Origin of the sequence: Anseongella ginsenosidimutans (assembly GCF_008033235.1) — a bacterium.
Lineage (GTDB): Bacteria > Bacteroidota > Bacteroidia > Sphingobacteriales > Sphingobacteriaceae > Anseongella > Anseongella ginsenosidimutans.
Window position 1 is genome coordinate 2,803,722 of the sequence record NZ_CP042432.1, and the last position, 22,191, is coordinate 2,825,912.

At 47.4% G+C, this 22,191-nt stretch carries 20 protein-coding genes; 7 read left to right on the forward strand and 13 right to left on the reverse strand.

Annotation, left to right across the window (positions count from 1 at the left end):
• Positions 1-112: 112 nt before the first annotated feature.
• Together FRZ59_RS11480 and FRZ59_RS11485 are read left to right on the forward strand one after the other, a co-directional pair.
• On the forward strand, positions 113-1,999 hold the full coding sequence (locus tag FRZ59_RS11480) for a TonB-dependent receptor domain-containing protein (protein WP_147698327.1): 1,887 nt from the start codon (positions 113-115) through the stop codon (positions 1,997-1,999).
• A gap of 53 nt (positions 2,000-2,052) precedes the next feature.
• Entirely contained in the window at positions 2,053-3,432 is a 1,380-nt protein-coding gene (locus FRZ59_RS11485; RefSeq protein ID WP_132129081.1) for a RagB/SusD family nutrient uptake outer membrane protein, read from the forward strand.
• 46 nt (positions 3,433-3,478) lie between these two features.
• Here FRZ59_RS11485 and FRZ59_RS11490 read toward each other — a convergent pair whose 3' ends face one another.
• The gene (locus tag FRZ59_RS11490; RefSeq protein ID WP_132129082.1) at positions 3,479-3,811 is read right to left on the reverse strand and encodes a hypothetical protein; all 333 of its coding nucleotides are present in this window, start codon (positions 3,809-3,811) and stop codon (positions 3,479-3,481) included.
• A gap of 103 nt (positions 3,812-3,914) precedes the next feature.
• On the reverse strand, positions 3,915-4,349 hold the full coding sequence (locus FRZ59_RS11495; RefSeq protein ID WP_132129083.1) for a MauE/DoxX family redox-associated membrane protein: 435 nt from the start codon (positions 4,347-4,349) through the stop codon (positions 3,915-3,917).
• Positions 4,350-4,600: 251 nt separating this feature from the next.
• Between FRZ59_RS11495 and FRZ59_RS11500 the strand changes: the two genes are divergently transcribed.
• The gene (locus FRZ59_RS11500) at positions 4,601-5,542 is read left to right on the forward strand and encodes a terpene synthase family protein (RefSeq protein WP_132129084.1); all 942 of its coding nucleotides are present in this window, start codon (positions 4,601-4,603) and stop codon (positions 5,540-5,542) included.
• A 24-nt stretch (positions 5,543-5,566) separates the two neighbouring features.
• On the opposite strand, the gene FRZ59_RS11505 is transcribed toward FRZ59_RS11500, so the two are convergent.
• The 5 genes from FRZ59_RS11505 to FRZ59_RS11525 all read right to left on the reverse strand — a co-directional run bounded on the left by FRZ59_RS11505 (position 5,567) and on the right by FRZ59_RS11525 (position 11,269).
• Positions 5,567-6,601: an AraC family transcriptional regulator gene (locus FRZ59_RS11505; RefSeq protein ID WP_132129085.1), complete on the reverse strand. Its 1,035-nt coding sequence runs from the start codon at positions 6,599-6,601 to the stop codon at positions 5,567-5,569.
• Positions 6,602-6,732: 131 nt separating this feature from the next.
• A complete protein-coding gene (locus tag FRZ59_RS11510; protein ID WP_132129086.1) occupies positions 6,733-7,725 on the reverse strand; it encodes a PorP/SprF family type IX secretion system membrane protein in 993 nt (330 codons plus the stop codon).
• Between the two features lie 15 nt (positions 7,726-7,740).
• The gene (locus FRZ59_RS11515; RefSeq protein ID WP_132129087.1) at positions 7,741-8,802 is read right to left on the reverse strand and encodes a T9SS type B sorting domain-containing protein; all 1,062 of its coding nucleotides are present in this window, start codon (positions 8,800-8,802) and stop codon (positions 7,741-7,743) included.
• A 24-nt stretch (positions 8,803-8,826) separates the two neighbouring features.
• Positions 8,827-9,558, reverse strand: coding sequence for a hypothetical protein (locus tag FRZ59_RS11520; RefSeq protein WP_132129088.1), 732 nt, complete (start codon positions 9,556-9,558; stop codon positions 8,827-8,829).
• Positions 9,559-9,610: 52 nt separating this feature from the next.
• A complete protein-coding gene (locus FRZ59_RS11525) occupies positions 9,611-11,269 on the reverse strand; it encodes an immunoglobulin domain-containing protein (protein ID WP_132129089.1) in 1,659 nt (552 codons plus the stop codon).
• 492 nt (positions 11,270-11,761) lie between these two features.
• Between FRZ59_RS11525 and FRZ59_RS11530 the strand changes: the two genes are divergently transcribed.
• The gene (locus FRZ59_RS11530; protein WP_207910270.1) at positions 11,762-13,036 is read left to right on the forward strand and encodes a Gfo/Idh/MocA family protein; all 1,275 of its coding nucleotides are present in this window, start codon (positions 11,762-11,764) and stop codon (positions 13,034-13,036) included.
• 18 nt (positions 13,037-13,054) lie between these two features.
• On the opposite strand, the gene FRZ59_RS18610 is transcribed toward FRZ59_RS11530, so the two are convergent.
• The 3 genes from FRZ59_RS18610 to FRZ59_RS11540 all read right to left on the reverse strand — a co-directional run bounded on the left by FRZ59_RS18610 (position 13,055) and on the right by FRZ59_RS11540 (position 14,118).
• The gene (locus tag FRZ59_RS18610; protein ID WP_165922840.1) at positions 13,055-13,231 is read right to left on the reverse strand and encodes a DUF6496 domain-containing protein; all 177 of its coding nucleotides are present in this window, start codon (positions 13,229-13,231) and stop codon (positions 13,055-13,057) included.
• A gap of 93 nt (positions 13,232-13,324) precedes the next feature.
• Positions 13,325-13,510, reverse strand: coding sequence for a CsbD family protein (locus FRZ59_RS11535; protein ID WP_132129091.1), 186 nt, complete (start codon positions 13,508-13,510; stop codon positions 13,325-13,327).
• A 203-nt stretch (positions 13,511-13,713) separates the two neighbouring features.
• Positions 13,714-14,118, reverse strand: a complete 405-nt coding sequence (locus FRZ59_RS11540; protein ID WP_132129092.1) for a response regulator — start codon at positions 14,116-14,118, stop codon at positions 13,714-13,716.
• Positions 14,119-14,223: 105 nt separating this feature from the next.
• Between FRZ59_RS11540 and FRZ59_RS11545 the strand changes: the two genes are divergently transcribed.
• Entirely contained in the window at positions 14,224-15,540 is a 1,317-nt protein-coding gene (locus tag FRZ59_RS11545; protein ID WP_132129093.1) for a sensor histidine kinase, read from the forward strand.
• A gap of 116 nt (positions 15,541-15,656) precedes the next feature.
• On the opposite strand, the gene FRZ59_RS11550 is transcribed toward FRZ59_RS11545, so the two are convergent.
• From FRZ59_RS11550 to ku, 3 genes are read right to left on the reverse strand one after another with little or no spacing between them, the layout of a single operon-like run.
• Complete coding sequence (locus tag FRZ59_RS11550) at positions 15,657-15,899, reverse strand: hypothetical protein (protein ID WP_132129094.1); 243 nt, start codon at positions 15,897-15,899, stop codon at positions 15,657-15,659.
• Positions 15,896-18,553: a DNA ligase D gene (gene ligD / locus FRZ59_RS11555; RefSeq protein ID WP_132129095.1), complete on the reverse strand. Its 2,658-nt coding sequence runs from the start codon at positions 18,551-18,553 to the stop codon at positions 15,896-15,898. The genes FRZ59_RS11550 and ligD overlap by 4 nt, the downstream gene beginning before the upstream one ends.
• Before the next feature lie 2 nt (positions 18,554-18,555).
• The gene (gene ku / locus FRZ59_RS11560; RefSeq protein WP_132129096.1) at positions 18,556-19,329 is read right to left on the reverse strand and encodes a non-homologous end joining protein Ku; all 774 of its coding nucleotides are present in this window, start codon (positions 19,327-19,329) and stop codon (positions 18,556-18,558) included.
• A 266-nt stretch (positions 19,330-19,595) separates the two neighbouring features.
• On the opposite strand from ku, the gene FRZ59_RS11565 reads away from it, so the two are divergent.
• Together FRZ59_RS11565 and leuC are read left to right on the forward strand one after the other, a co-directional pair.
• Positions 19,596-20,684, forward strand: a complete 1,089-nt coding sequence (locus FRZ59_RS11565) for an AI-2E family transporter (RefSeq protein ID WP_158640619.1) — start codon at positions 19,596-19,598, stop codon at positions 20,682-20,684.
• 61 nt (positions 20,685-20,745) lie between these two features.
• Complete coding sequence (gene leuC, locus FRZ59_RS11570; protein ID WP_132129253.1) at positions 20,746-22,167, forward strand: 3-isopropylmalate dehydratase large subunit; 1,422 nt, start codon at positions 20,746-20,748, stop codon at positions 22,165-22,167.
• Positions 22,168-22,191: the final 24 nt, after the last annotated feature.

Here is a 22,191-nt window from a genome sequence, read left to right on the forward strand (position 1 = left end):
CTGGAGTCAAAGCCGTACTGAAAATAATCATCCCGGAGAAATCAGGCTATCATCCAGCCGTCCCCTATACCCTTATGCCCGGCTTGCCGATGAGCGGGGAAACCCGGTGGTTTTGGAGCAAGCATACCGGTTGAGTTACCTGGATACCGCCGGAGCAGGCCGGCTATTGGATTGGAAGTATCGTCCGTTGGAAGAACTCGGCCTTTCAGACAATACAAATAAGCTTCAGGATCTACTTTTTAAATTTAACGCTCGCTATCAATTATTTCCCTTCCTAAATGCGCAATTAAACTATCAATTTGAAAGAGCTGTATCGGAAGACCGGGATTACCGAAGTGAAGAAACATGGTTTACGCGTAATATGATCAACCGGTTTACTCAAATTGATGGTGAGGCAACTACCTATAACGTCCCTTTAGGCGGTATTCTCGACCAGTCCCGGGATGATTTGAATTCACATGCTCTCCGCGGCCAGGTAAATGCTTATCATGTATGGAATCAACGGCATAGATTGGCTGCGCTTGTTGGAGGCGAACTGCGGGACAACCGGCGTAGATCCGACGTGAATCGTACTTATGGGTTCGATGAAGATTTGCTGACCTATCAATCTGTTGATTTTATAAACAGGTATCCTATTTACGACAATTTATCATCGTCTTCTTATATCCATGATGCGCGATCGTTTTATGGGACTGTTAACCGGTTTATCTCTGTTTTTGGCAATGCGAGCTATACCTATGATGAAAGATATACTCTTTCAGCAAGCGCTCGCCGCGATGCCTCTAATTTGTTCGGTGTAGAAACGAACGACAAATGGAAACCTTTATGGTCCGCGGGCATAGCCTGGAACGTTGGTAATGAGAGGTTTTATAACTGGAAAGCTGTTCCCGACCTGAAATTAAGATTTACGTACGGTTATGCCGGTAATGTGAACAATTCCATTGCAGCGGTGACAACCATTGAGTATAGGAGCGTCAATCAACGGCTTACTCCCCTTACTCATGCGTACGTTCGCAATCCGCCTAACCCAAGTCTTCGTTGGGAACAGGTAAGAACAATTAACGCCGGCGTTGATTTTACGGTAAAAGGCGATTGGTTAAAAGGAAGCTTTGAATACTATTCGAAGAAATCAACGGACCTAATATCTCGTGTCTCTCCAACAGACGCAACAAGTGGTTTTACGGATTTAACGGTAAACAGCGCTATCCTGCGAACGGATGGTATTGATATAAACCTCGATATTGTCCCGCTGGATAGAGCAATCAGGTGGGGAAGTCAGCTGCTGTTTTCATATAACCAGCATAAGGTACTTAAGTACCTGGTTGAAGAATCATCGGTAAGCAGGATGGTAGGGCATGGAGCGGTTATTTCTCCCATTGAAGGGCATGGCGCCTATGATATCGTAAGCCATAAGTGGGGAGGCCTTGATCCGGCCACGGGAGACCCGCGGGGGTATATTAACGGTAAACTTAGCTCAGAAGATTACAGGGATTTGATCAATGATGCTACATTGAATGATGTTGTTTTTCATGGTTCGGCCCTTCCGAAATATTTCGGCGGGTTTCGAAATACCATTTCCTGGAAGAATATCTCGGTTTCTGCCAATATTACTTATAGGTTCAGCTATTTTTTCCGCAAACCAACAATCAACTATAACGAACTATACGATCGGGGACTGGTAGGGCATGGCGATTATTATCTAAGGTGGCAGCAACCTGGAGATGAACTGCATACTACCGTGCCATCTATTGGTTATCCTGTAAACAGATATCGTGACCAGTTCTATCAAAATTCGGAAGTTACAGTAGAGAAAGGAGATCATTTACGGTTACAGGACGTTCATCTAAGCTACGACCTTAGTAATGAGGTATGGGTATCCAGCCCCTTCCGGAAACTTTCATTGACTTTTTATGCCCGCAATTTGGGTATCATATGGAGAGCCAATGATGTAAACCTGGATCCGGACTACAGAAGCGCCCTGCCCGCCCCCTCAGCCTGAGCTTTGGGCTGAAAGCAAGTTTTTGACTAATTAGCAAATTTAAGATTCAGAAAATGAGTACGATTACTATAAAGCAGTCATTATGGGCAGCATTTTCAATTGGAACGCTTTTCGTTTGTGGCTGCAGCGACTATCTTTCAGTAAAGCCTGATCAGTCATTGGCTGTTCCCAATAAGCTACAGGACTTGCAGGCAATATTGCACTATGAGAGCCATATGATAGAAAATTATCCATCTAGGGGAGCGTACGGCGCTGATTATTATTACCTGACGGATGCCAGTTGGGAGTCATTGAATGAATACGGAAGGGCTGTTTACCTATGGGATCAGGCGGCTGCGGGATTAGATCTCTATTATTACGACTGGTCGAGTAGTTATCAACGTATTTTTGATTGCAACGTTGTATTGGACAATATCGAGGACGTCGCCCTGGGCAGTTTGACAGAAGGGGACCGGGAGCGCGTAAAAGGTAGCGCCTATTTTTTCCGTGGCTGGACATTTTATCATTTAGCACAAATTTTTGCTCCGCAATATGATCCGGGTATTGGGGCAGATATGTTTGGCATTCCCTTACGGCTGACTTCCGATATCAACGACCCTACAGTAAGATCCAGTTTGAACGACACCTACGGACGTATTATACAAGATCTTAAAAGCGCCGCTAATTTACTGCCTGTCGGGACCGCTTATCCAACTCAACCAAGCAAACCCGCTGTATATGGGGCATTGGCAAAGGTCTACCTGGTGATGGGTGATTATGAATTAGCCGCCAAGTATGCTGATTCTTGCCTGGCTTTACGACCCGACCTGGTTGACTACAACACATTGGATATTGAAGCCGAGATCCCTTTTGAAGTATTCAATGAAGAAGTCCTACTGCATACTACGATCAGTAATTCCTCGGCAATCTTTTTTCCAAACTATGCTGTTGTTGATAGTAACTTATATAAGGCCTACGCTAAAGACGATCTCAGGAAAAATCTGTTCTTCCTGCAAAACGATAATGGCACTTATTCATTTAAAGGCAACTACGCGGCTAATCAATACCTCCTGTTCAACGGAATCGCAACCGATGAGATATATCTGATAAGGGCGGAAGCCAATGTTCGGGCAGGAAATGTGCCTGAAGCGAGGGATGACATAAACAAATTGCTCGTTAACCGTTGGAAGACAGGAAATTTTGAGCCTGTAACGACAAATGACGCCGAAGAACTACTGATGCGGATTCTTGAAGAACGACGGAAAGAGCTGGCGTTTCGCGGAGGAATTCGTTGGAGTGATTTGAGGCGGTTGAATACCGACCCCAAGTTTGAAACGTCTCTTACGAGAAGAATTATGGGTAAGGATTATCAGTTGCAGCCCGGTGATTCACGATATACGTTCCACATTCCTTTGGATATCATCGAATTGACCGGTATACAACAAAATGAATAAACCGGCAAACAATGCATTGCACTATTTGCCGGTTTGTGGATGAATCTTACTGAGTGCGTGGCCCAGCATAGATTTTTCCGTTGGTGTAATCAATCTGCGATTGATCCGGATCCAAATCCGCTTCGAGTTCGCTCAAGTCCGGTTGACCGCCATCATCGGGCGCGGAAATACCGCATAGAGCGAGGTCATGGTCCTGGCAGTCGCTTGGAATTCCTTCTTGAGAATAATCACCAGGATCAGTAGGGTCAGTTCCTGTGAAGGTCCAGAATACGTCTGTTTGGTTCTGAGTTTGGATCCGATCAGTAGCTGCTGTTCCAACCAGCGCTACGAGTCCAAATAATACTGCCAGCATGGGCAGTGTAAAATTGATCTTCTTCATGATCATTGGGGTATTAAGTCTAAAATGAAAGTTGTGCTGTCGTTTTGGTAGACAGCCGCACCTGAAACGACTCTCTCCTGGAGAGGGCCGTTTCGCACTTGGATTAGCTGGTGTTCATTATTTTTTTGGATTTATTATGGAGGGGGAAAATCACCGCCAGGGTCAGGATAAGCAAAAGTGAGTTAATCAGTAGATGCGCGCCCCAGCCCATGCTGCTGAAGATCCTCCCACAGGCGCAGGGCACATAGCCGAACGCTTCGGTGTATGCTAAAGCTGTGTAGACGGTAAAAGATAGCATTAGCGCCGCTGAGAGATGAAGGCCCGCCGTGCGGGTATGGGTGAAAAGGAGTAAGCCTGCCGCCGCCAATTCAGCCAGCGGCAAGATCCATGTAAGTATCGAAATTGCCCAGTCGGGGAGGGGTTGCCGGGACAGTTGGATACGGAAGACATCGAATTCTATTATTTTCTGTCCGCCGGTGTAGAGGAACAATACAATCAGTATTGCAGAGATAATTTCTATCAGCTTTGGGGTTTTCATTTGTTCATTTTTTGTTCTGCGAGCTGGCCGGTACTTTAAAGGTCGACACAGTGATTAACAAAGCGCCTACGTTTCCGGGCAAATGCATACGTTTCCGGACATATTTTAAAACATCCTTTATGGCTCTGTGGCAGTGTGAGCCGCTTTTTATCCCTCGCGACATACGTTTCCGGCTAAGAAACATACGTTTGCGGACATGCGTGGCGAAAGTGGTTTACGTAACTTGGGCGAACATCAATACCTCTAACAGAATGAACACAGCTGCCCAAATGATCCATTATCCTTTTGAAAAGGGAATCAATCCTGAGATTAATTTTCTTCGCGAATGGGCCGGATTATGTATTCAGTGGCAGTATACTTGCTTATCCGCCGCTGACAGGAAGGTCGCACTGGAAACGAATTACGGCAATGTTGCGGCTTATTATTATCCAACGGCAAGCTTTAAAAAGGTTCTTCCTATTTGCAGATGGATGATTTATGTGGGGTGTTATGACGATACGTTCGGCACCAGGAGCAGGAATGTACTGGAGCGGGTGAACGCCCGTGTCAATCAAGTATACCGGGGAGAGAGGGCTCTTTCCTCAGATACGGGTTTGGAAGGAGAATTCCTCTGGCAGGTAGAAAGGATCATGAAAGAATTCCGCCCTTTTTCCAGTACCGAATGGGAACAACGTTTTGCGGCAAATAATAAGTTATTCCTGGACGCCCTGGTGACTGCTACCGATTATAACTACCGGGAGAAAGTCCGTTATCCGAGCCTCGAAGAATACCTGGCTATCCGTCAGAATATCGTAGCGGTTTACCCTTGTACGAATATGGCCGAGATCGTGGCTGATTTTATTCTTCCGCCGGAAGTGGAACAGCACCCGGTTATTAAACGTATTAATCAGCTCACGACGCTTTTGATGGCTTTTTGCAATGATTTCTTTTCGGTGGAGCGAGAGCGGAGAGATCATGAAGCCATGAACCTGATATTGGTGATAGAACATGAGCGGAATTGCTCTTTTACAGATGCCTGTGCGGCGGCAGCAAGTATTCACGATCGTTTTGTAAGTGAGTTTCAGAAATTGCGGTCTGATCTGCCCGATTTCGGAGAGTTGAATGCTTCATTGGAGCGCTATATTTCAACGCTGGAGTTAATGATCCATGGGAATTTATTATGGCATCTGGGAACTACGAGGCACCGTGTATGAACGCTGCCTTATTGAGCGGGAGTGTCATTCCCGCGCGGCGCGGCTGGGCGGATACCCGAAATACCTGGTAAAGGCTTGTGTGAAATTTGATGAGTTTTTGTATCCGGTCTTTGCTGCCACTTCTTTCACGGAATAGTTCTTCTGCAGCAGACTGAGGGCCATTTGCATCCGCTGTTCCTGGATAAGGCCGAAAACGGTTGTGCCGAAGAGTTGTTTGAAACCCGCTTCGAGCTTGGTTTTATTCATGCCCGCCGTTTGCTTGAGTTCATTCAGGCTGTAGGCATTTTCGGGGTGCTTAATGATGGTATCTCTTATTTGGTAAATTCGTTCTATTTCCAACGGGTTGAGCAATGTGTTGGAGCCTGAAAACTTGTCTGGTGCTGTTTCGCTTTTGATCATATCCCGGAGTACCTGAAAAATCAGATCTGTGACCTTGTTTTCGTAATAATCACGTCTGTTCACAGGTGTAACCGGGCCCCTGATAAGATCCGAAACGATATGCCTCATCTCGGTTGTCAGGCGACGATGAAAAGGATTTAAGAAAGTCAGTTTGCCCTTTTGTATGTTATCCAGGAATACAGTTAAAGCGGTTGAATTATACATGTTTTTCCATTCATCCATCTCAGGGTTGGTAAATAATACATTAAAGGTTTCGTGTTCGCCAGGTTTCCGGAAGTTAATTTCCCATTCTATGTTTGGGAGGTGGCAGAGATTGTAATAATCACCGATGATCTGCTGCTCGGGTGCTTTATTAATGGAATAGCGAAGGGTGTTCTTCCATGCGACCCATAAGAAAGTACAAAGCTTGTCAGCTGTGACCCTTAGCTTTATTCTTTTTTCAATATAGAAACGGGTATGCCAAATGCTGCAGTTTGCCAGTTCGGTTACCCGAAAATGGAGTGCGCCGTATTCATCCATAGCGAGGACCATGTATTCGCTTTTTTGGTCTTCAATGATACGAGAATCGACCGGAACAGCGGTGGGGCTTCCGGCCGGAAAAATTTCCAAATTAAGGTCGCCGTAATGCATGACAAAAGTAGTTGTCTGTCCATTTTCCATAGGTTAATGAGGGCACATTATCCAAGATTGAACAGGTAGCTTAAAAATTACTTAGCTAAATTAATAAAAACTAAAGTAATTCAAAAGGAAATTGTCTGTACTGCCAGCAATCGTGTCAAAGATAGAAGGAATCAGAATTTATAGCATCTTTCGGAATAGGAGCGTTGGTTGTCAATGTAGTAGCTTACGGACAGTTCGTGGGTTCCGTAATTGTAATTTTTAAGGGCATTGAGGGAATAGTCATAGGCGTAACCCACGCGTATCTGATCAGAAATAAAAAATTCGGCAAGGCCAACTACCGCGTTTGTTTTTTTGGGGTCGTATTCAAGGTAGCTTTTATCGTACAGGACTACGCCTGTCCGGTAGGAGGCGCCCACCCATATCCGCTCGTTCAGTAGTGCAAACAGGTTCAGGTCAAGGCTGGTAGGTCCCCCGCGATCGTCTTTCAGGAGAAAGGATGGCCTTAGGGCAAATTTGTCCGAAAAAGGAAATAAGGCTCCGGCCGTGAGATAATAATGTGGTTGGGGGGTGGGGGTGAGGAGGGTGCGGTCTTTATGCCCGTCCAGATGCATGGCTAATAAGTTGTCTACGGAAAAGCCGGCATAGAAGTATTCATCTGAAAAAAGGACGCCTGCCCGCGAATCAAAGATGATGGAGGTTTGCATATTCTCGGGAATATAAACGTCTCCCTGGTCAAGCGGATCCATTTTTTTTCCATCCAGGCCCAGCTGCACAAAGCCGACACCCAGGCCGAATGCCAGCTTGGAAGTATACCCGGTCTGTATTTTGTAAGAATAATTTCCGTAAGCCGAGCGATTATGCTGTGCGCCCAGTTTGTCTTCGGCCACCTGCAGGGCCAGCCCTATGCGCTTGTTATTTAGCGTGCCGTCAAATGCAAGCGAAGCCGTTTGCGGCGCGCCGGGGACACCCGTCCACTGAGACCGGAAAAATGCGTGAATGGTAGTTTCCTCCCGGTAGCCCGCATAAGCCGGATTAATATAAATATGATTAAAAATGTACTGGCTAAACTGCGCATCCTGCTGCGCGTGAAGCCTGTTCCAGCACCCGCCCGACACAAGAAGAACAAGTATGCAAGCTCCCCTGGTAATGATTTTCCGTTTCATTGCAATCCATTTTTATCAATCAGCGTTAACGCGGCCCCTCAACAGGGTAATGTATCCTTTGAAAGCCTGCCAGCTGCCTCCGGCGGTCTTGACCTTCAGCAAGTAGTAATAGGTGCCTTCGTTGAGTCCTTCGCCCGTCCAGTTATGCTGGTAACCTTTCTGTTCGAATACATGATTTCCCCAGCGATTGAGAATAACCAATTCGTTTTCCACAAAATTTCCCAATCCCGGAATCTGAAGCCGGTCATTTTTCCCGTCCCCATTGGGGGTGACCACATTCGGCACCCACAAGCCGGCCACATTTTTCCGGTCGATAGAAATGTTATTTGAAGGATCAGGATCGTCCTGCGAACCACCTACGGTAGCAGTATTTTCTATCCATCCGGCCTGCAAGGCCTTCACCCTGATCTTCAGCGAGGCAGTAGCGCCTTCTTCCAGGGCGTCAATTTTCCAGATAACCGTATGGGTAGCCGTTTCATAATCTGCCGCTCCAAGGTCGGGCAGGTCCAGCTGCTCAAATTCCAGCTCCTGAGGAAGAATATCCGTTACAAAAACAGACGAAGCTTCCCCAGCCCCATTATTACTTACCGTCAGCCAGTAATCAAAAGTCTGGTTTACCACCACTTGCCGGTCCTCCGACTTTTTGAGTATCCGCAGATCAGCTGCAATGGTCGACTCTTCCACGATTACCTGCACCCCTTCCGACATGTCCGAAGAACATCCTTCCGCATTATAAGCAAGCACCGTATAAACTCCATCTTCACCAGCCGCATATTCCGCCTGCGAAGCTCCCGAAATTGCCTCCCCGTCCTTAAACCACATGTAAGAACTCGCCCCCTGCGAGCCGGCCCGCAAGGTAACCGATGCTCCCTTAGGGATCCGTACCTCTTGTGTGGCCGCCGCAGCCAGGCCTGCTGTAGGTGCGGAGCTTCCGCGGATTGCCGCGCTTTCAGCACGCCCGCTACTTCCGCCATTTCCGCCACCGGACACCCCCGCCTCCTGCGCGTACGCTACCCGCCCGAAGAGCAAAATGCCCTTCAGCAGCAGTAAACGGAGGTAGGGGGTGGGGGTGAACATGGGGGATAAAGGGATTGTTTTTAATTAGAAAGTGATAATTGGCGCAGTCGGTAAAGCAGTTTCTGTAATGGTTAAGCCGGCTGAAGTGCCCTCAGCACAAGTAGGCGCGATCTCATATTTTGCTTTAACTGTGTATTCACCACCGTAAGCTGCTCCAGCTGCGAATGTAAGCTGGGCGCCTGTTGCAATCGGGGCTGTCTCACCCGTTTTATACCATTCAAATGTATAAGCAAATACTTCGGTAACCGTCGGGTTTGATACGGCAGAAGCATCGAGGGTAGCCCCAGCACTGGTACCCACGCAGTATGAATCATTGCCTGTTAATGCAATTGTCGGAGTAATATTGGGAAGTACGTAAACCATGAATTCGGTAACTGCGGATTCGCAGGTTTCTGCGTTTTCTGCAGATACACGATAAATGTAATAACCTGGCGTTGTAATGGAATTGTCGACAAAGTCCTCTCCATCAGTAGTGGTGGAAAGGGTGGCTGCGGCTTGTGTATGATCATTACCATCGATCCTAAACCAATTGTAGGTTAACCCTGTGCTTGTTCCGCCATTTATACTGCCCGCCGGAATCGTAACTCCGTCATTTAGACAGTAAACCTTTTTAACATTTAGCGCATCAGCTCCGGCCATACCGTCAGCGGTTGGGAAGTCTGCTAAAGTGGAAATAGTTTGAGACGAAGCTGCAAACCCTCCCAATAAAAACAAGCCCACCAGGCTCATTTTTAGAAATGTAAATTGTCCCTTCATTTTATTTGTGTTTTGTTTTTTGAATTGTTTATAATTATTAATCTCTATTTTGCTATGGTGTCAGCGTGATAACTGGCGGCGCAGGTAGAGCATCGACAGTAACAACAACTTTTTTTAATGTGCCAGCAACATTCTCGCATTGATCCAGATTGCTTACACTAACGTAATACTCATAGGTTCCCACGGCTAATCCCGTAATAGTTAAGGTACCGTCTTGTTCGATCTGGTAATTGATAGTACCATCCGGGGCATTTGTTATGGGCTGAGTTTTATTTTGATCGTGGTACCATTTAAATACAGGATCAGTAATGGTAGGGCTGCTTGGAGTTAATACTACATCTTCTCTTAAACAGAAGGGATCATTAGTGACAACATCGATATCAGCAGCAGAAGCACCTTCTATTACGATAACTGTTATTTTTGTCCGTTCTGAAGCTTCATCGTTACAACCCTCGCGAGTAACTGAAACATAGAACTCGTGTGATCCCACAGTAAGTCCGGCCGGCGTAAATAAAGTTCCGTCTGCAGAAACGCCGCTAGTAATTTCGGTGCCATTTTCCGCTGCATCGAACCAGCGATAAATAGCGTTTGCTTCAGGATTAATGATCGTAAGAGTTACTGGCTCGCCTTCACAAATGGTAAGAATATTATCAGTAAATCCAGCTATGATTGGTTTCGGGGCTACGCGTTCAATTTGATGTACTCGGATACCGTCCAATAATCCAACTACGCTTTCCAAGCGGATTTGTATTCGGTCAAATTGTACCCCAGGAGGAGCATAGGAGGCAATTACTTTAGTACCGGGAGTACCTAATAACCCAAGCAGGTCAATATCAAGGAGGTCACTACTTCCGTCAATTAAAGGACCAACCTCTTGATTGCCTAAATAGGCTTGAATTTGGAAATTCGTTAGTAATTCCAATTCCAGTAGTCCTCCGGGATCAGAGAGTACCACTCGGATGGAATCGCCTAATTTCGAAGGATTATTATAGACAACAGTTTGATGAACATATGCTAGAGCCTGAACGCCTATAGTCATCGTAGAATAGGTGTCGAGATTTTGATCAACTGAATTCCACTCATCAGATACTGTGGCAGTCGCTCCCGCCGCATTTACTCCATAGGTACCAACGCCATATAATACATCCACTACTTCATTACAGATAACTGGTCCCGGGACCGGCTGCATAAAATAAGCATGGAAGACCTGGACTGATACTCCTAATCCGAGGGTGGGCTTTACTGATACGCGAACACCATTGTAATTTGTGCCGGGTGTAAAAGTTACCTCGGATTGGTTGGAACCTCCCAAAAGGCCTAATAAGGCACTACCGGAATAGGCGGTTCCTACTGGACTGCCATTTAATGTGGCTTGTACAGTAACGCCTCCCAACAAATCTAGGACTGAAGAACCGAAACCAATTTTTACCGTAATAGGCGTATTGGGAGCTGGTAAACTGGGGCCAGTAAATGTCAGATTCTGAGATGCACTTCCCACAAGGCCGAGAAGACCTATAATGGTATTTAATGTGGAATGGCTAGTAACGTCGTTATCTACAGATTTCTCCGGATCGACAACATAAGCTACTACTGGAGTTGCAGTAAATGTTTGATCATCCGCATACACCCGCTCCATTGGCTGCTGCGCATAACAATCCACTCCCGCTAACAAAAGCAGGCCCGTGATCACCGGCCACACTATGCGCATCATGCTAATCGTTTGGGAAGGATTGGGATGTTCGGCGCTTGTGCTAGATGAAAAGAAATTGGCTCATCCGGATGTGTCCCGGGTTGGGCATAATTACGTGTGAACGCATGAAGGTGAAAAGTAAAGTTTTCTCCATATGGATTTTAATTAAGAAGAATTGATTGGGGCTTTGGAAAAAGGATCCCCTATACTCGCAGTTCTTTCGCTACTTGCCTTTTTACTGTGTTGTTTTGGCTTGTTTGGTCTACTATCTATGACTTCGTCAAAGGTAACTGTATTTTATATTGCCATGCAATGACATATATGTCAGTTTTTTTAAAATTTTCTTGTGGCGTTTTGTGCTGGTTTTTGCCTATATTTCCCTTTGAAAAGACTAACCGGATTTTACCAATTTTTATGAAAAAACTTCATTCATCCGTATCTCGGCGCGAATTTATTTTGAAAGGGGCGGTCGCGGCCGCTACTGTGCCTTTATTATTGCGAAATTCTCCCGGTATGGCGGGACCTTTTCCGGGCCCGGGCGGGAAACTCAGACACGCTTGTATAGGAGTTGGTGGAATGGGGGCGCACGATCTGAAACAGTTCATGGCCCATGCGGGGGTGGAGATCGTGGCTTTATGTGATGTGGACGAAAATCACCTGAAAACGGCTGCAGAGATGGTTCCGGGAGCGCGTACTTATACGGACTGGCGGGAATTACTGAAGGAGGAACGGAAGAATATCGATTCGGTGAATGTGACTGTGCCGGATCATAATCATTTTGTTATTGCAAGGGAGGCGATCAGGAGGCGGAAGCATGTATATTGTCAGAAGCCGATGTGTCATGATGTAAAGGAGGTACGGGTGCTTACGGAGGCGGCGGTGAAGGCGGGTGTGATCACTCAGCTGGGAACGCAGGTGGCTTCCTCGGACGGCGACCGTACCGGAGTGCAGTGGATTAAAGAACAGCCAATAGGAAAAGTTAAGCATATTTATCTGTGTTCCAATCGGCCGGGGGCGATCAAAACTTATCGCCTGGAAGGGCCGCGGCCTGAACAGGGACAGGAACCGCCGGCGAATTTGAACTGGGATTTATGGTTGGGAACGGCTCCCGAACGGCCGTATGCTCCAACCATCTACCATCCGGCAATATGGCGGAGCTGGCAGGATTTCGGGACGGGCTGGTCGGGCGATATCGGCTGCCATATTTTTGATGCTGTTTGGAAGGGACTGGGCTTGAAGGCGCCGAAAACTGTTATTGCCGAAGTGCAGGAATCCTGGAAAAATTCACCTGAGCGAAATAGCGATACCTGGCCGCAGGGTGATCATATAACCTGGGTTTTCCCGGGAAATGAGATGACGGAATCGGATGAATTGACAATTGAATGGTTCGATGGGGAATTTTATCCGCCGGAAAAGGTCAGGGCGCTTTTTTCGGTAGAAAATTATCCGGCGGAGTCGGCCATGTTGATTGGTACGGAAGGCGCTTTGCTGATCCCTCATGGCGGAATGCCGGTGTTGCTGCCTGAAAGTAAGTTTGCGACGTATCCGCACCCTGCTTTAGCGACACGGAATCATTATCATCATTTTGTAGATGCTTGCCTGGGAGGAGAGAAGACGGAGTCGCACTTTGCCCAGAGCGGCCCGATGACAGAAGCTATCCTGCTGGGGACGGTAGCAATACGCGTTCCGGGACAGTTGCTTGAATGGGATCCAGTTAAAATGCGGTTTCCCAATCATCCCGAAGCGGAACAGCTCCTGGAACGCCAGTATCGCAAAGGCTGGAGATAGTTCGTTTCCGGAAAGGATTCACTTTTTTTCAGGAGGTACTTTGTACCCTTTTTCCCGGGCTTCGGAAAGTGCAATGGCAATGGCCTGGTCCCTGTCGGTGACTTTGTCGCCGCTGCTGCTTTTTAGCTTTCCTTCTTTCATTCTTTTCATGGTTTCTTCAACCAGTTCCTGGGTTTTTTCAGAATACTTTGCCATGATTGTATTGTTTTGTTTCAGATACTTTGGGAATTTTAAAAAACCCGGGATGGCCTGCATGTAACCGCCCCGGGGGTAAATTATCCGGGCAATTTAAATATCCCGGAGGATTTTTCTGACTTCATCTCTGGATTTGCCCAGTTTGTCCTGCAGCTTTCCAATCAATTCGTCTTCTTTTCCTTCTTCGTATTTCAGATCATCGTCTGTCAGGGAACCGTAGGATTGTTTCAGTTTTCCTTTGGCCTGGTTCCATTTGCCTTTTAATTCTAGATTATCCATGACTTTTTTTGTTGATTCCCTTTAAAGAAAACAATTACTATTCCAGCGCCGGATAATGATTAAAACAGGCTGGAGAAAGTATGGCTGGATCAGAGTCTATAGAAACGGGGCAGGGGGGCTACAGGCGGGTAAATAAATCGCTGCCGTTACATCGGGCAAACACCTGGTGACTATTGTTCTATGTACGAATTCAGATCGCAAGACTAGCTCCTGGAAACGGGAAAGCTATTCAGGATGGTAGATATGTATTTGCAGATCTCGTTAAAACGGACGGGTTTCGTAAAAAAATGGTTAGCGCCCAGTTTGCGGGTTTCTTCTTCGTTTTTGGACCAGTTACTGGTGGTATAAATGCATACAGGAATGTGATGCAGGGTTTGTGTTTTCTTTATTTCCGCCAGGCACTGGATGCCGTTGAGTACGGGCATATTCAGATCCATGAAAATATAATCAGGAAGAACTGAAGGATCCTTTTTCAAAAAATCCAATGCTTCCTCGCCGTTGTAAACACTTACGCATTCAATGGTGGGATCGACTTCTTTAACGGCGTCAATGAACAGTTCCTGGTCTTCCGTATCGTCGTCGACGATTAAAAATCTAGTACCCTTCATAATAATAGTTAAAATTACGAAAGAAATGTAGAAAACTGTAAAATAACCGGATAAAACTGGTAGATTTGTTTTTATCCTGATTTGAGATAAGTCCACTAATATTCTATGGCAGTAAGAATGGGAATCCCGGTGAATCCGGAAAAGGCGGTAGAAATTGAAAGTAGTTACCGCCAGCTTGTCCAGGGAATGCCAGGGGCTGTTTATACTTGTGACCGGGAAGGCCGCATTACATTTTATAACAAGGCTTCCGCCGCCCTCTGGGGCAGGAAGCCGGAAATAGGAAAGGACATGTGGTGCGGTTCCTGGAAAATATACGAAGCCGACGGCTTTACGCTTATGCCGCTTGAAAAATGCCCTATGGCTATGAAACTGCGGGGTCAGAAAGTCAAGCCGGGGACGGAAATAATTATTGAAAGGCCGGATGGAGTAAAGCGGAATGTGGCAGTTTATCCCGAAACAATTTATGATTCATCAGGAAATATTGCCGGCGCTTTTAATATGCTAATGGATATTACCGTGCAAAAGCGGGCGGAAAACGTCCTGAGGGTGGGAAAGGAGCAATACCGGAAATTAGCTGAAGATCTTGAAATGCGCGTTCAGAGACGAACTCAGGCGCTTAGCAAGGCAAATCAATACCTTGAGCGTTCCAACAAGGAACTGGAGCAGTTTGCTTTTGTGACTTCCCATGATCTACAGGAGCCATTACGGAAAATACAGACCTACGGCGAGATTCTTTATAATAAACACGCCGGCTCCATGGATGAAAAGGGCCGGGCTTATCTCGGGAAAATTGTAAGCTCGTCCCGCAGGCTCTCTACGCTTATTAATTCCTTGCTTACTTTTTCTTTATTGAATCAACCGGGCGGCACGCTGGAACCTGTGGACCTTAATAAGGTATTGCACGATGTGCTGGATGATTTTGAGCTGTTGATAAAAGAAAAACAGGCCGTAATAAATGCTGATCCGCTTCCCTGGATAAAAGCGGACCCCCTGCAGATAAACCAGATATTTTCCAATCTGGTGTCGAATGCGCTTAAATTTTCAAGAGAAGGAGTGGCGCCTGTCATAGAGATCAAGATCCGCAAGCTGCCCGCGAAAGAAATGGCTCTGCATGTTTCCCTGGATAAACACCTGTCTTATTTTGAATTGCTTGTCGTGGATAATGGAATCGGTTTTGAGCAGAAACATGCCGAAAAGATATTCGAAATTTTCCAGCGTTTGCATGACAAGCAAACCTACAAAGGCACGGGAATTGGCCTTACCATTTGTGCAAAAGCGGTAGCCAATCACAGGGGACATATTTATGCCCGTTCCGGCAAAAAAAAGGGAGCTTCCTTTTACGTGCTTCTGCCTTTTGAACATGAATCAACGCCCGGGAACCTCAATCAAACGGGGGAACCGGCGCCAGCGGCGGAAAGCTGAATCAACGATAGGTCCGTAGATCAGCTTTCGCTCTCCTGATCAGCTTTCGCTCCCTGAATCCACTTCCGGGAATCTGGCGATTGCGGGAAACCGATCACTTTAAGCCCAAACAAACGTCATTCACCTGCGGTATCAGCCCCGGTGGCGTCTGCTCCGGTCGTGTCGGCGGTGTCAATGGCCATGGAATCCCTAAGGGGCGTTTCAGGCATTCCATCCCTTACCTGGGGTTCGTCAAGCCTTTCTTTTTCATTGAGTTCGTTCGTTTCCGAAGGATCATTTGAGTTCTCCCCGGAAGGATTCTGGCAGGCATACATCGTCATGGAAAGGACGATAGCTAAACTGATTCCTGTGATTTTCATGATTTACTTGCTTTTAAAATATTACTTAGCGAGTTTTTGGTTTTTCCGGTTGCTTCCCAAAGGTCTCCCAGTTGCTTTACCCGATTTCCGATTGTATGGATGGTAAAGTCGCCCGGGTTTAGTTTTTCGTTGACTTCCGCCCAATTTAGGGGGGCAGATACCGTGGCCTGCGGGCGGGGCCTTGCGGAATAGGGTGCCGCCAGGGTTTGGCCGCGGGTGTTCTGCAGGTAGTCGAGATAGATCTTTTTTTGCCTCTTGGAAGGGCTGCGGACCAGGCTGGTGATAGCAGGCAGTAATTCATGCGCTTTCTGGGCAATGAACTGTGCTGCGATCCGTGTTACTTCAAAATTATAGCGCCGGGTAAGGGGAATGTAAATATGCAGGCCGGTTGCGCCGGAAGTTTTACAAAAGCCGCCCAGTTCAAGGTTATCCAATACTTCCTTTACCGCCAGTGCCGCTTCAATTACGGCTGAAAAGGAAATTTTTTCCGGGTCCAGATCAATAGCTATATAATCGGGAAAATCGATGCGGGGAGACCTCGAAAGCCAGGGATTGATTTCGATGCATCCCAGGTTGGCCATATATAGAAGGGTGGCTTCGTTATTACAAACCAGGTAGTCGATTTCCTTATTATTCGATTCCGAATGAATGGGAACGGTTTTTATCCACTCCGGCGCGTTTTTCAGATCAAAGTCCTTTTGGAAAAATCCTGCCTTGGTAATCCCGTCAGGGTGCCGGTGCAGCGACTGGGGGCGGTCCTTCAGGTAAGGCAGCAGGTAGCCGGACATCTCCTGGTAATAAGCCACCAGATCCCCCTTGCTGATCTTTTCCCGGGGCCAGTATAATTTGCCGGGATTACTTATGGTAATATTCCGGTTCCCTGCCTTTAGCTGGAGACTTTTGCCGGATTTGGCGCCGGCCGGGCTGCTTTCTTTACCGGCACTGTCGCCTTTGACTGCGTTAGCTTTCTTAGAGGCCCCTTTACGCGCTTTCCTTGCTATACCCTCATTCGCGTTTTCCGCTTTCCCTGCGCCCTTGTTTGCGCTCGCATCCTCAGGGTCAACAGGTTTTTCATGAACGATCATGTCCGCTGCTTTATCTTCTCTCAGGGCGATAAAAATAGGCTGGCGCATATGCCCTCCATTGGTCCATTCGGCAAATTTTACTTCGCAAACCAGTTCGGGCTTTAGCCAGGTAACCGGCGCGTTGGTTTTTGGCTTTTTATCAAAAGGGCTTTTGTCTTGTATGAGCGGCCGCATTTTTTCATAGACGTCATTGAGTGATTCCTGGTTAAACCCTCCGCCTGTGTGGCCGATGTACTTCAGCTTCCCGTTTTCATTAACGGCAAGTATCAGCGCGCCAAATTTTTTGCGGCTTTCCCTGGGATCCGTGAAACCTGCTATAATCGCTTCCTGCCGCTGATGGGTTTTTATTTTCAGCCATTGATCACTCCTGCGGCCGGGCTGGTAGCTGCTGCTGCCTGACTTTGCCAGCAAACCTTCGCCTTTTTCCCTGAGGATCTTCTTAAAATACTTCTCTCCTTCATTAATTACATACTCCGTATTTTGAACCCGGGCGTCTTTTGTTCCGGCAGATCTTAATTCCCCCAAAGAGTTAAATAATTCATTTAGCAACTCTTTGCGCTGGAAAAGCTCCATGCTTTTAAGATCATATCCTTTGAATTCCAGGAGGTCAAAAACATAATAAACGAGGGTGCCTTTGGCGCTTTTTTTATAGTTCTGTAATAGCTGGAATTCGGGTTTTCCCTGCTTGTTGAGGGCCACGATCTCGCCGTCAAGCACCAGGTCGTGTTCAATTTCCGACAGGATACCGGCTATAGGTTCATAATCTTTATTAAATGATTTGCCGCTCCGTGAATAGAGCCGGACGGCGCCGCTGCTAACTTCGGCGATGGCGCGGTAACCGTCCCATTTGTTTTCAAACAACCAGCCTTCCCTGCTGAAGGGTTTGCCTATGAGCGTGGCCAGCATAGGTTTGATGAAATCTGCGGCGGAAGCCCTGGCTGCGGTGCGTTTTGTCTCTTCACCTGCCGGGCGCCGGGATGCGCCGCTTTTTTTTCGGTTATTTTTTTTCTCCTTTATTGCGGCGGGAACCTGGTCTTCGCTATTGTAAGGTGTTTCTGTTGAAAATTTGTCTTTATGTTTAATGAGGAGCCAGGAATTGTCTTCCGCACCCTTCATCTTCACCAGGGCAAATTCCCCTTTTAACTTTTTCCCTTTCAATAAAAACTTGAGGCTGCCGGATCTTAATTCCTTTAGCAGTTCCTTTTCCGGGTTGGCGCTTTTGTCAAGCGGCTCATAAAAGCCTTCGTCCCATTTGTACACAACGCCTGCCCCGTAATTCCCTTCAGGGATGATCCCCTCAAAGTCCTTATAGTCATAAGGATGGTCTTCCACCATCATGGCCAGGCGTTTGTCGGAAGGGTTCAGCGAAGGGCCCTTAGGTACTGCCCAGCTTTTCAGGACACCCTCCATTTCCAGCCGGAAATCATAATGCAAGCGGGAAGCATGATGGCGCTGCACTACGAACCGGAGCTTTTTGTCCTCCTTTCGCGCATTTTTGCCTTCGCGTTTTGGTTTGGGTTCAGGACTGTCCTTAAAACTCCTTTTCTTTCTATAGGTTGTTAAACTCATGTTCAGGAAGCCTTTTTGTTCGATTTAAGACTGGCTTTCAACTGTTTCAGCAGGTCGTCGGACTTGGTTTTCGGAACTTTTAGTTTCCGGACGGTAGGCCGTTTACCCTTGGCTTTTGCCTTGATGATCTTCATCAGGTCATGTGAGTACTCGTCCTTGAATTTCCGGATATCAAATTTGGCGGTGTAGCGGTCTATCAGTTCCATGGCCATCTCCATTTCCTCCTTGCCTATCTTAATTTTTTCCGGCACATTCAGGTCTTCGCTTGAACGAAGCTCTTCTTCAAAGCGAAGCTTGTTCAGCACCAGCACATTGCCTTTAGGACGAAGCACCGCCAAGCTTTCGGAACTGCGCATCACGAAGGTCGCGATCCCTGCCTTCCCGCTCTTTTCCAGGGCCTTCAGCAGTAAGCTGTATGGTTTCTGCCCTCCTTTATCCGGCTCCACGTAGTAGGGCGCTTCAAAGTACATGCTGTCTATTTCGCTTTCCTTTACGAAATCCTGGATATTTATCAGCCTGGTTTTTTCAGGGCTTGCTTCTTCAAAGTCGTCTTCTTCGAGTATAATATATTCATCATCCAGCTCGTAACCTTTGACAATATCGTCCCAGTCTACCACTTTGCCGGTATTTTCATTGATGCGTTGGTATTTTATCCGGGAATGGTCGCGCCGGTCAAGCATATCCAGATCCAGCCTGCTGGACTGCGAGGCGCTGAACAATTTTACAGGAATATTCACCAGCCCGAAGCCAATGGAACCCGACCAGATTGCTCTCATATCATGTTTTTCTATAATCAGGCCCCATAATGATGCCATAGCGGCTCTGCGAACCCGCTGCCTGCCTCCCCGGCTATGCATTGTTCGTTTACCGTAGAAGCAAATCCCTTTTCGAGGAATGCTTTGCTCAGTAAGGAGCTGCTATTAGCGATCAGCCGTAGCAGAGTTATGTCGTTGACATGAAACGGGCGCCTCGCAGCGGTTCTGGCAGTATCTTTTCTTTGATAACGATAGTTGATAACGATAGTCAAAGGAACCTTACCCGCATGAAGCTGCATCCCCTTGTTAAGATCAATCTCATTTTACTGCTGTTTTTCCTGGTGTTCGCAGGTTTGTATTTTGCCCGGAGTTTCCTTGTGCCTATTTCCTTCGGCGCCATTTTCGCGATGGTCATGATCCCCCTTAGCAAACGCCTTGAAAACCTGGGGCTGCACAGAGCCTTGTCTGCGCTTGTCTGTTTACTGTTGCTGGTGGCGATCTTCTCGGGGTTAATTGCGCTGCTGTCATCCCAGGTAGCGAGTTTCAGCAAAGATATGGCGGTAATCGAAACCCAGGTGAACAGGCAGCTTGACGAAGCCCAGCGGTTCATTGAGCAAAAAGTAGGCATTTCCTACGAGAGCCAGGAAAAGATGATCAAGGAACAAACTTCCGGTGATAATAGTCCCAGCACCCTGGTTGCAGGGTTAATAGGTTCTCTCACGAAGGTAATTATGAACGGTTTCCTGGTTATAATCTATCTCTTTCTTTTCATCTATTACCGGACGCGGCTTAAAAAATTTGTTTTAAAGCTGGTAAGGGGCGAAAATAAAGAACGGGTACATGATGTGATCAGCCGCTCCAGCCAGGTAGCGCAGCATTACCTGCTGGGAAGGGGTATCCTGATGATCGTCCTCACCGTTTTTTATTTGGTAGGGCTGTCCGTGGTGGGAGTGAGGAACGCGCTCTTCTTTTCCGTACTGGCGGCCCTGCTCAGCATTGTCCCCTGGGTAGGTAACTTATTCGGGATGATACTGCCTATGCTAATGGTCTTTGTCCAGGGAGGCGATATCCGGATCATCCTGGGAGTGATGCTTGTATTCGGGATCACCCAGCTTATAGATACGTATATATTCGAGCCGCTCGTGCTTGGCTACCAGGTAAATATACATCCGCTCTTTATTATAATTATTGCCGTTCTGGGAGAAATAGTTTGGGGAATTCCCGGTCTTATTCTTTCAATTCCCGTGCTGGGGATGGTGAAGATCGTTTTCGATAATGTGGATGCGCTGGAACCCTACGCCTACCTGCTGGGGGCTCCCAGGCAAAGCCGGCGGGAATCAGCTGTGGTAAGAAAGATCAAGAGCTGGTTCCGTTAAAATTGGCAGAAAAAATGTAATTTTGCGGGTATCTAAAATTACAGGAATTGAAATGAGTACAATACCCGCTACGTTATTCGACAAAGTTTGGGATTCACACGTTGTCAGGAAAATTGAAGATGGACCTGATATTTTATTCATAGACCGTCATTTTATTCATGAAGTAACCAGCCCTGTGGCTTTCCTGGGGCTGGCTAACCGCGGTTTGAAGGTCATGTTCCCGCAAAAGACATTTGCCACCGCCGACCATAATACACCCACTATTAACCAGCATTTGCCGGTGGAAGACCCGCTTTCTGCTAAACAGCTGCAGGCCCTGGAAGTAAACACAGCCCTGCACGGCATTTCGCATTGGGGGCTGGGAAATCCCAAGAACGGGATCGTTCACGTGGTAGGCCCTGAAAACGGGATCACGCTTCCGGGCATGACCATTGTCTGCGGGGATTCCCATACATCCACGCACGGCGCATTTGGCGCTATTGCCTTTGGCATCGGGACTTCCGAAGTGGAAATGGTACTTTCTTCGCAATGCATCATGCAGCCTAAGCCGAAGAAGATGCGCATTAACGTGAACGGGCGGCTGGGTCGCGGCATTACGCCGAAAGACGTAGCGCTTTATATTATATCGAAGCTAACGGCTGCGGGAGCTACCGGTTATTTTGTGGAATATGCCGGTGAAGTTTTTCGCAACATGAGCATGGAAGGCCGAATGACGGTCTGCAACATGAGCATTGAAATGGGAGCCCGCGGGGGCATGGTAGCGCCGGACGAAACTACGTTTGCCTATATCAGGGACAGGGAGCAGGCGCCCTCCGGCGAAGCATGGGAGCAGGCGCTCAGTTATTGGAAGACCCTTAAATCCGACGAAGGGGCGGCTTTTGACCTGGAACACTACTTTGACGCCGCGGATATTGAGCCGATGATCACCTACGGAACCAATCCGGGGATGGGGATGGGCATTACGCAGCATATTCCTACGGCCGGAGAAGCAGGCGGAGGCAAGTCAAGTTATGAAAAGTCCCTGCAGTACATGGGCTTCCGGGAAGCGGAAGGAATGCTTGGAAAAAAAGTGGATTATGTGTTTATAGGCAGCTGTACAAACGGCCGCATTGAAGATTTCCGCTCCTTTGCTTCCATTGTGAAGGGCCGCAAAAAGGCGGATCATGTGACGGCCTGGATCGTTCCGGGATCGCATGTCGTTGAAAAGCAGATCAGGGAAGAAGGAATATACGATATCCTCATCGAAGCAGGCTTTGAATTACGCCAACCGGGTTGTTCAGCCTGCCTGGCAATGAACGACGATAAGATCCCCGCCGGAAAATATGCGGTCAGCACCAGCAACCGGAATTTTGAAGGGAGGCAGGGACCTGGTTCCAGGACCATGCTGGCAAGCCCGCTGGTAGCGGCTGCGGCTGCAGTGACGGGTGTAGTGACCGATCCGCGGGAACTGCTGGCCGAAGAGGAGCTTGTAGCGAGCTTGTAACAAGCGCTTGTAATTAAACGATCA

Bases quoted from the DNA above. Each gene is read 5' to 3' on its own strand.
- FRZ59_RS11485 (WP_132129081.1), top strand. From the start codon at position 2,053: ATGAGTACGATTACTATAAAGCAGTCATTATGGGCAGCATTTTCAATT.
- FRZ59_RS11490 (WP_132129082.1), bottom strand. From the start codon at position 3,811: ATGAAGAAGATCAATTTTACACTGCCCATGCTGGCAGTATTATTTGGA.
- FRZ59_RS11495 (WP_132129083.1), bottom strand. From the start codon at position 4,349: ATGAAAACCCCAAAGCTGATAGAAATTATCTCTGCAATACTGATTGTA.
- FRZ59_RS11500 (WP_132129084.1), top strand. From the start codon at position 4,601: ATGAACACAGCTGCCCAAATGATCCATTATCCTTTTGAAAAGGGAATC.
- FRZ59_RS11505 (WP_132129085.1), bottom strand. From the start codon at position 6,601: ATGGAAAATGGACAGACAACTACTTTTGTCATGCATTACGGCGACCTT.
- FRZ59_RS11510 (WP_132129086.1), bottom strand. From the start codon at position 7,725: ATGAAACGGAAAATCATTACCAGGGGAGCTTGCATACTTGTTCTTCTT.
- FRZ59_RS11515 (WP_132129087.1), bottom strand. From the start codon at position 8,802: ATGTTCACCCCCACCCCCTACCTCCGTTTACTGCTGCTGAAGGGCATT.
- FRZ59_RS11520 (WP_132129088.1), bottom strand. From the start codon at position 9,558: ATGAAGGGACAATTTACATTTCTAAAAATGAGCCTGGTGGGCTTGTTT.
- FRZ59_RS11525 (WP_132129089.1), bottom strand. From the start codon at position 11,269: ATGATGCGCATAGTGTGGCCGGTGATCACGGGCCTGCTTTTGTTAGCG.
- FRZ59_RS11530 (WP_207910270.1), top strand. From the start codon at position 11,762: ATGGCGGGACCTTTTCCGGGCCCGGGCGGGAAACTCAGACACGCTTGT.
- FRZ59_RS18610 (WP_165922840.1), bottom strand. From the start codon at position 13,231: ATGGCAAAGTATTCTGAAAAAACCCAGGAACTGGTTGAAGAAACCATG.
- FRZ59_RS11535 (WP_132129091.1), bottom strand. From the start codon at position 13,510: ATGGATAATCTAGAATTAAAAGGCAAATGGAACCAGGCCAAAGGAAAA.
- FRZ59_RS11540 (WP_132129092.1), bottom strand. From the start codon at position 14,118: ATGAAGGGTACTAGATTTTTAATCGTCGACGACGATACGGAAGACCAG.
- FRZ59_RS11545 (WP_132129093.1), top strand. From the start codon at position 14,224: ATGGCAGTAAGAATGGGAATCCCGGTGAATCCGGAAAAGGCGGTAGAA.
- FRZ59_RS11550 (WP_132129094.1), bottom strand. From the start codon at position 15,899: ATGAAAATCACAGGAATCAGTTTAGCTATCGTCCTTTCCATGACGATG.
- ligD (WP_132129095.1), bottom strand. From the start codon at position 18,553: ATGAGTTTAACAACCTATAGAAAGAAAAGGAGTTTTAAGGACAGTCCT.
- ku (WP_132129096.1), bottom strand. From the start codon at position 19,329: ATGAGAGCAATCTGGTCGGGTTCCATTGGCTTCGGGCTGGTGAATATT.
- FRZ59_RS11565 (WP_158640619.1), top strand. From the start codon at position 19,596: ATGAAGCTGCATCCCCTTGTTAAGATCAATCTCATTTTACTGCTGTTT.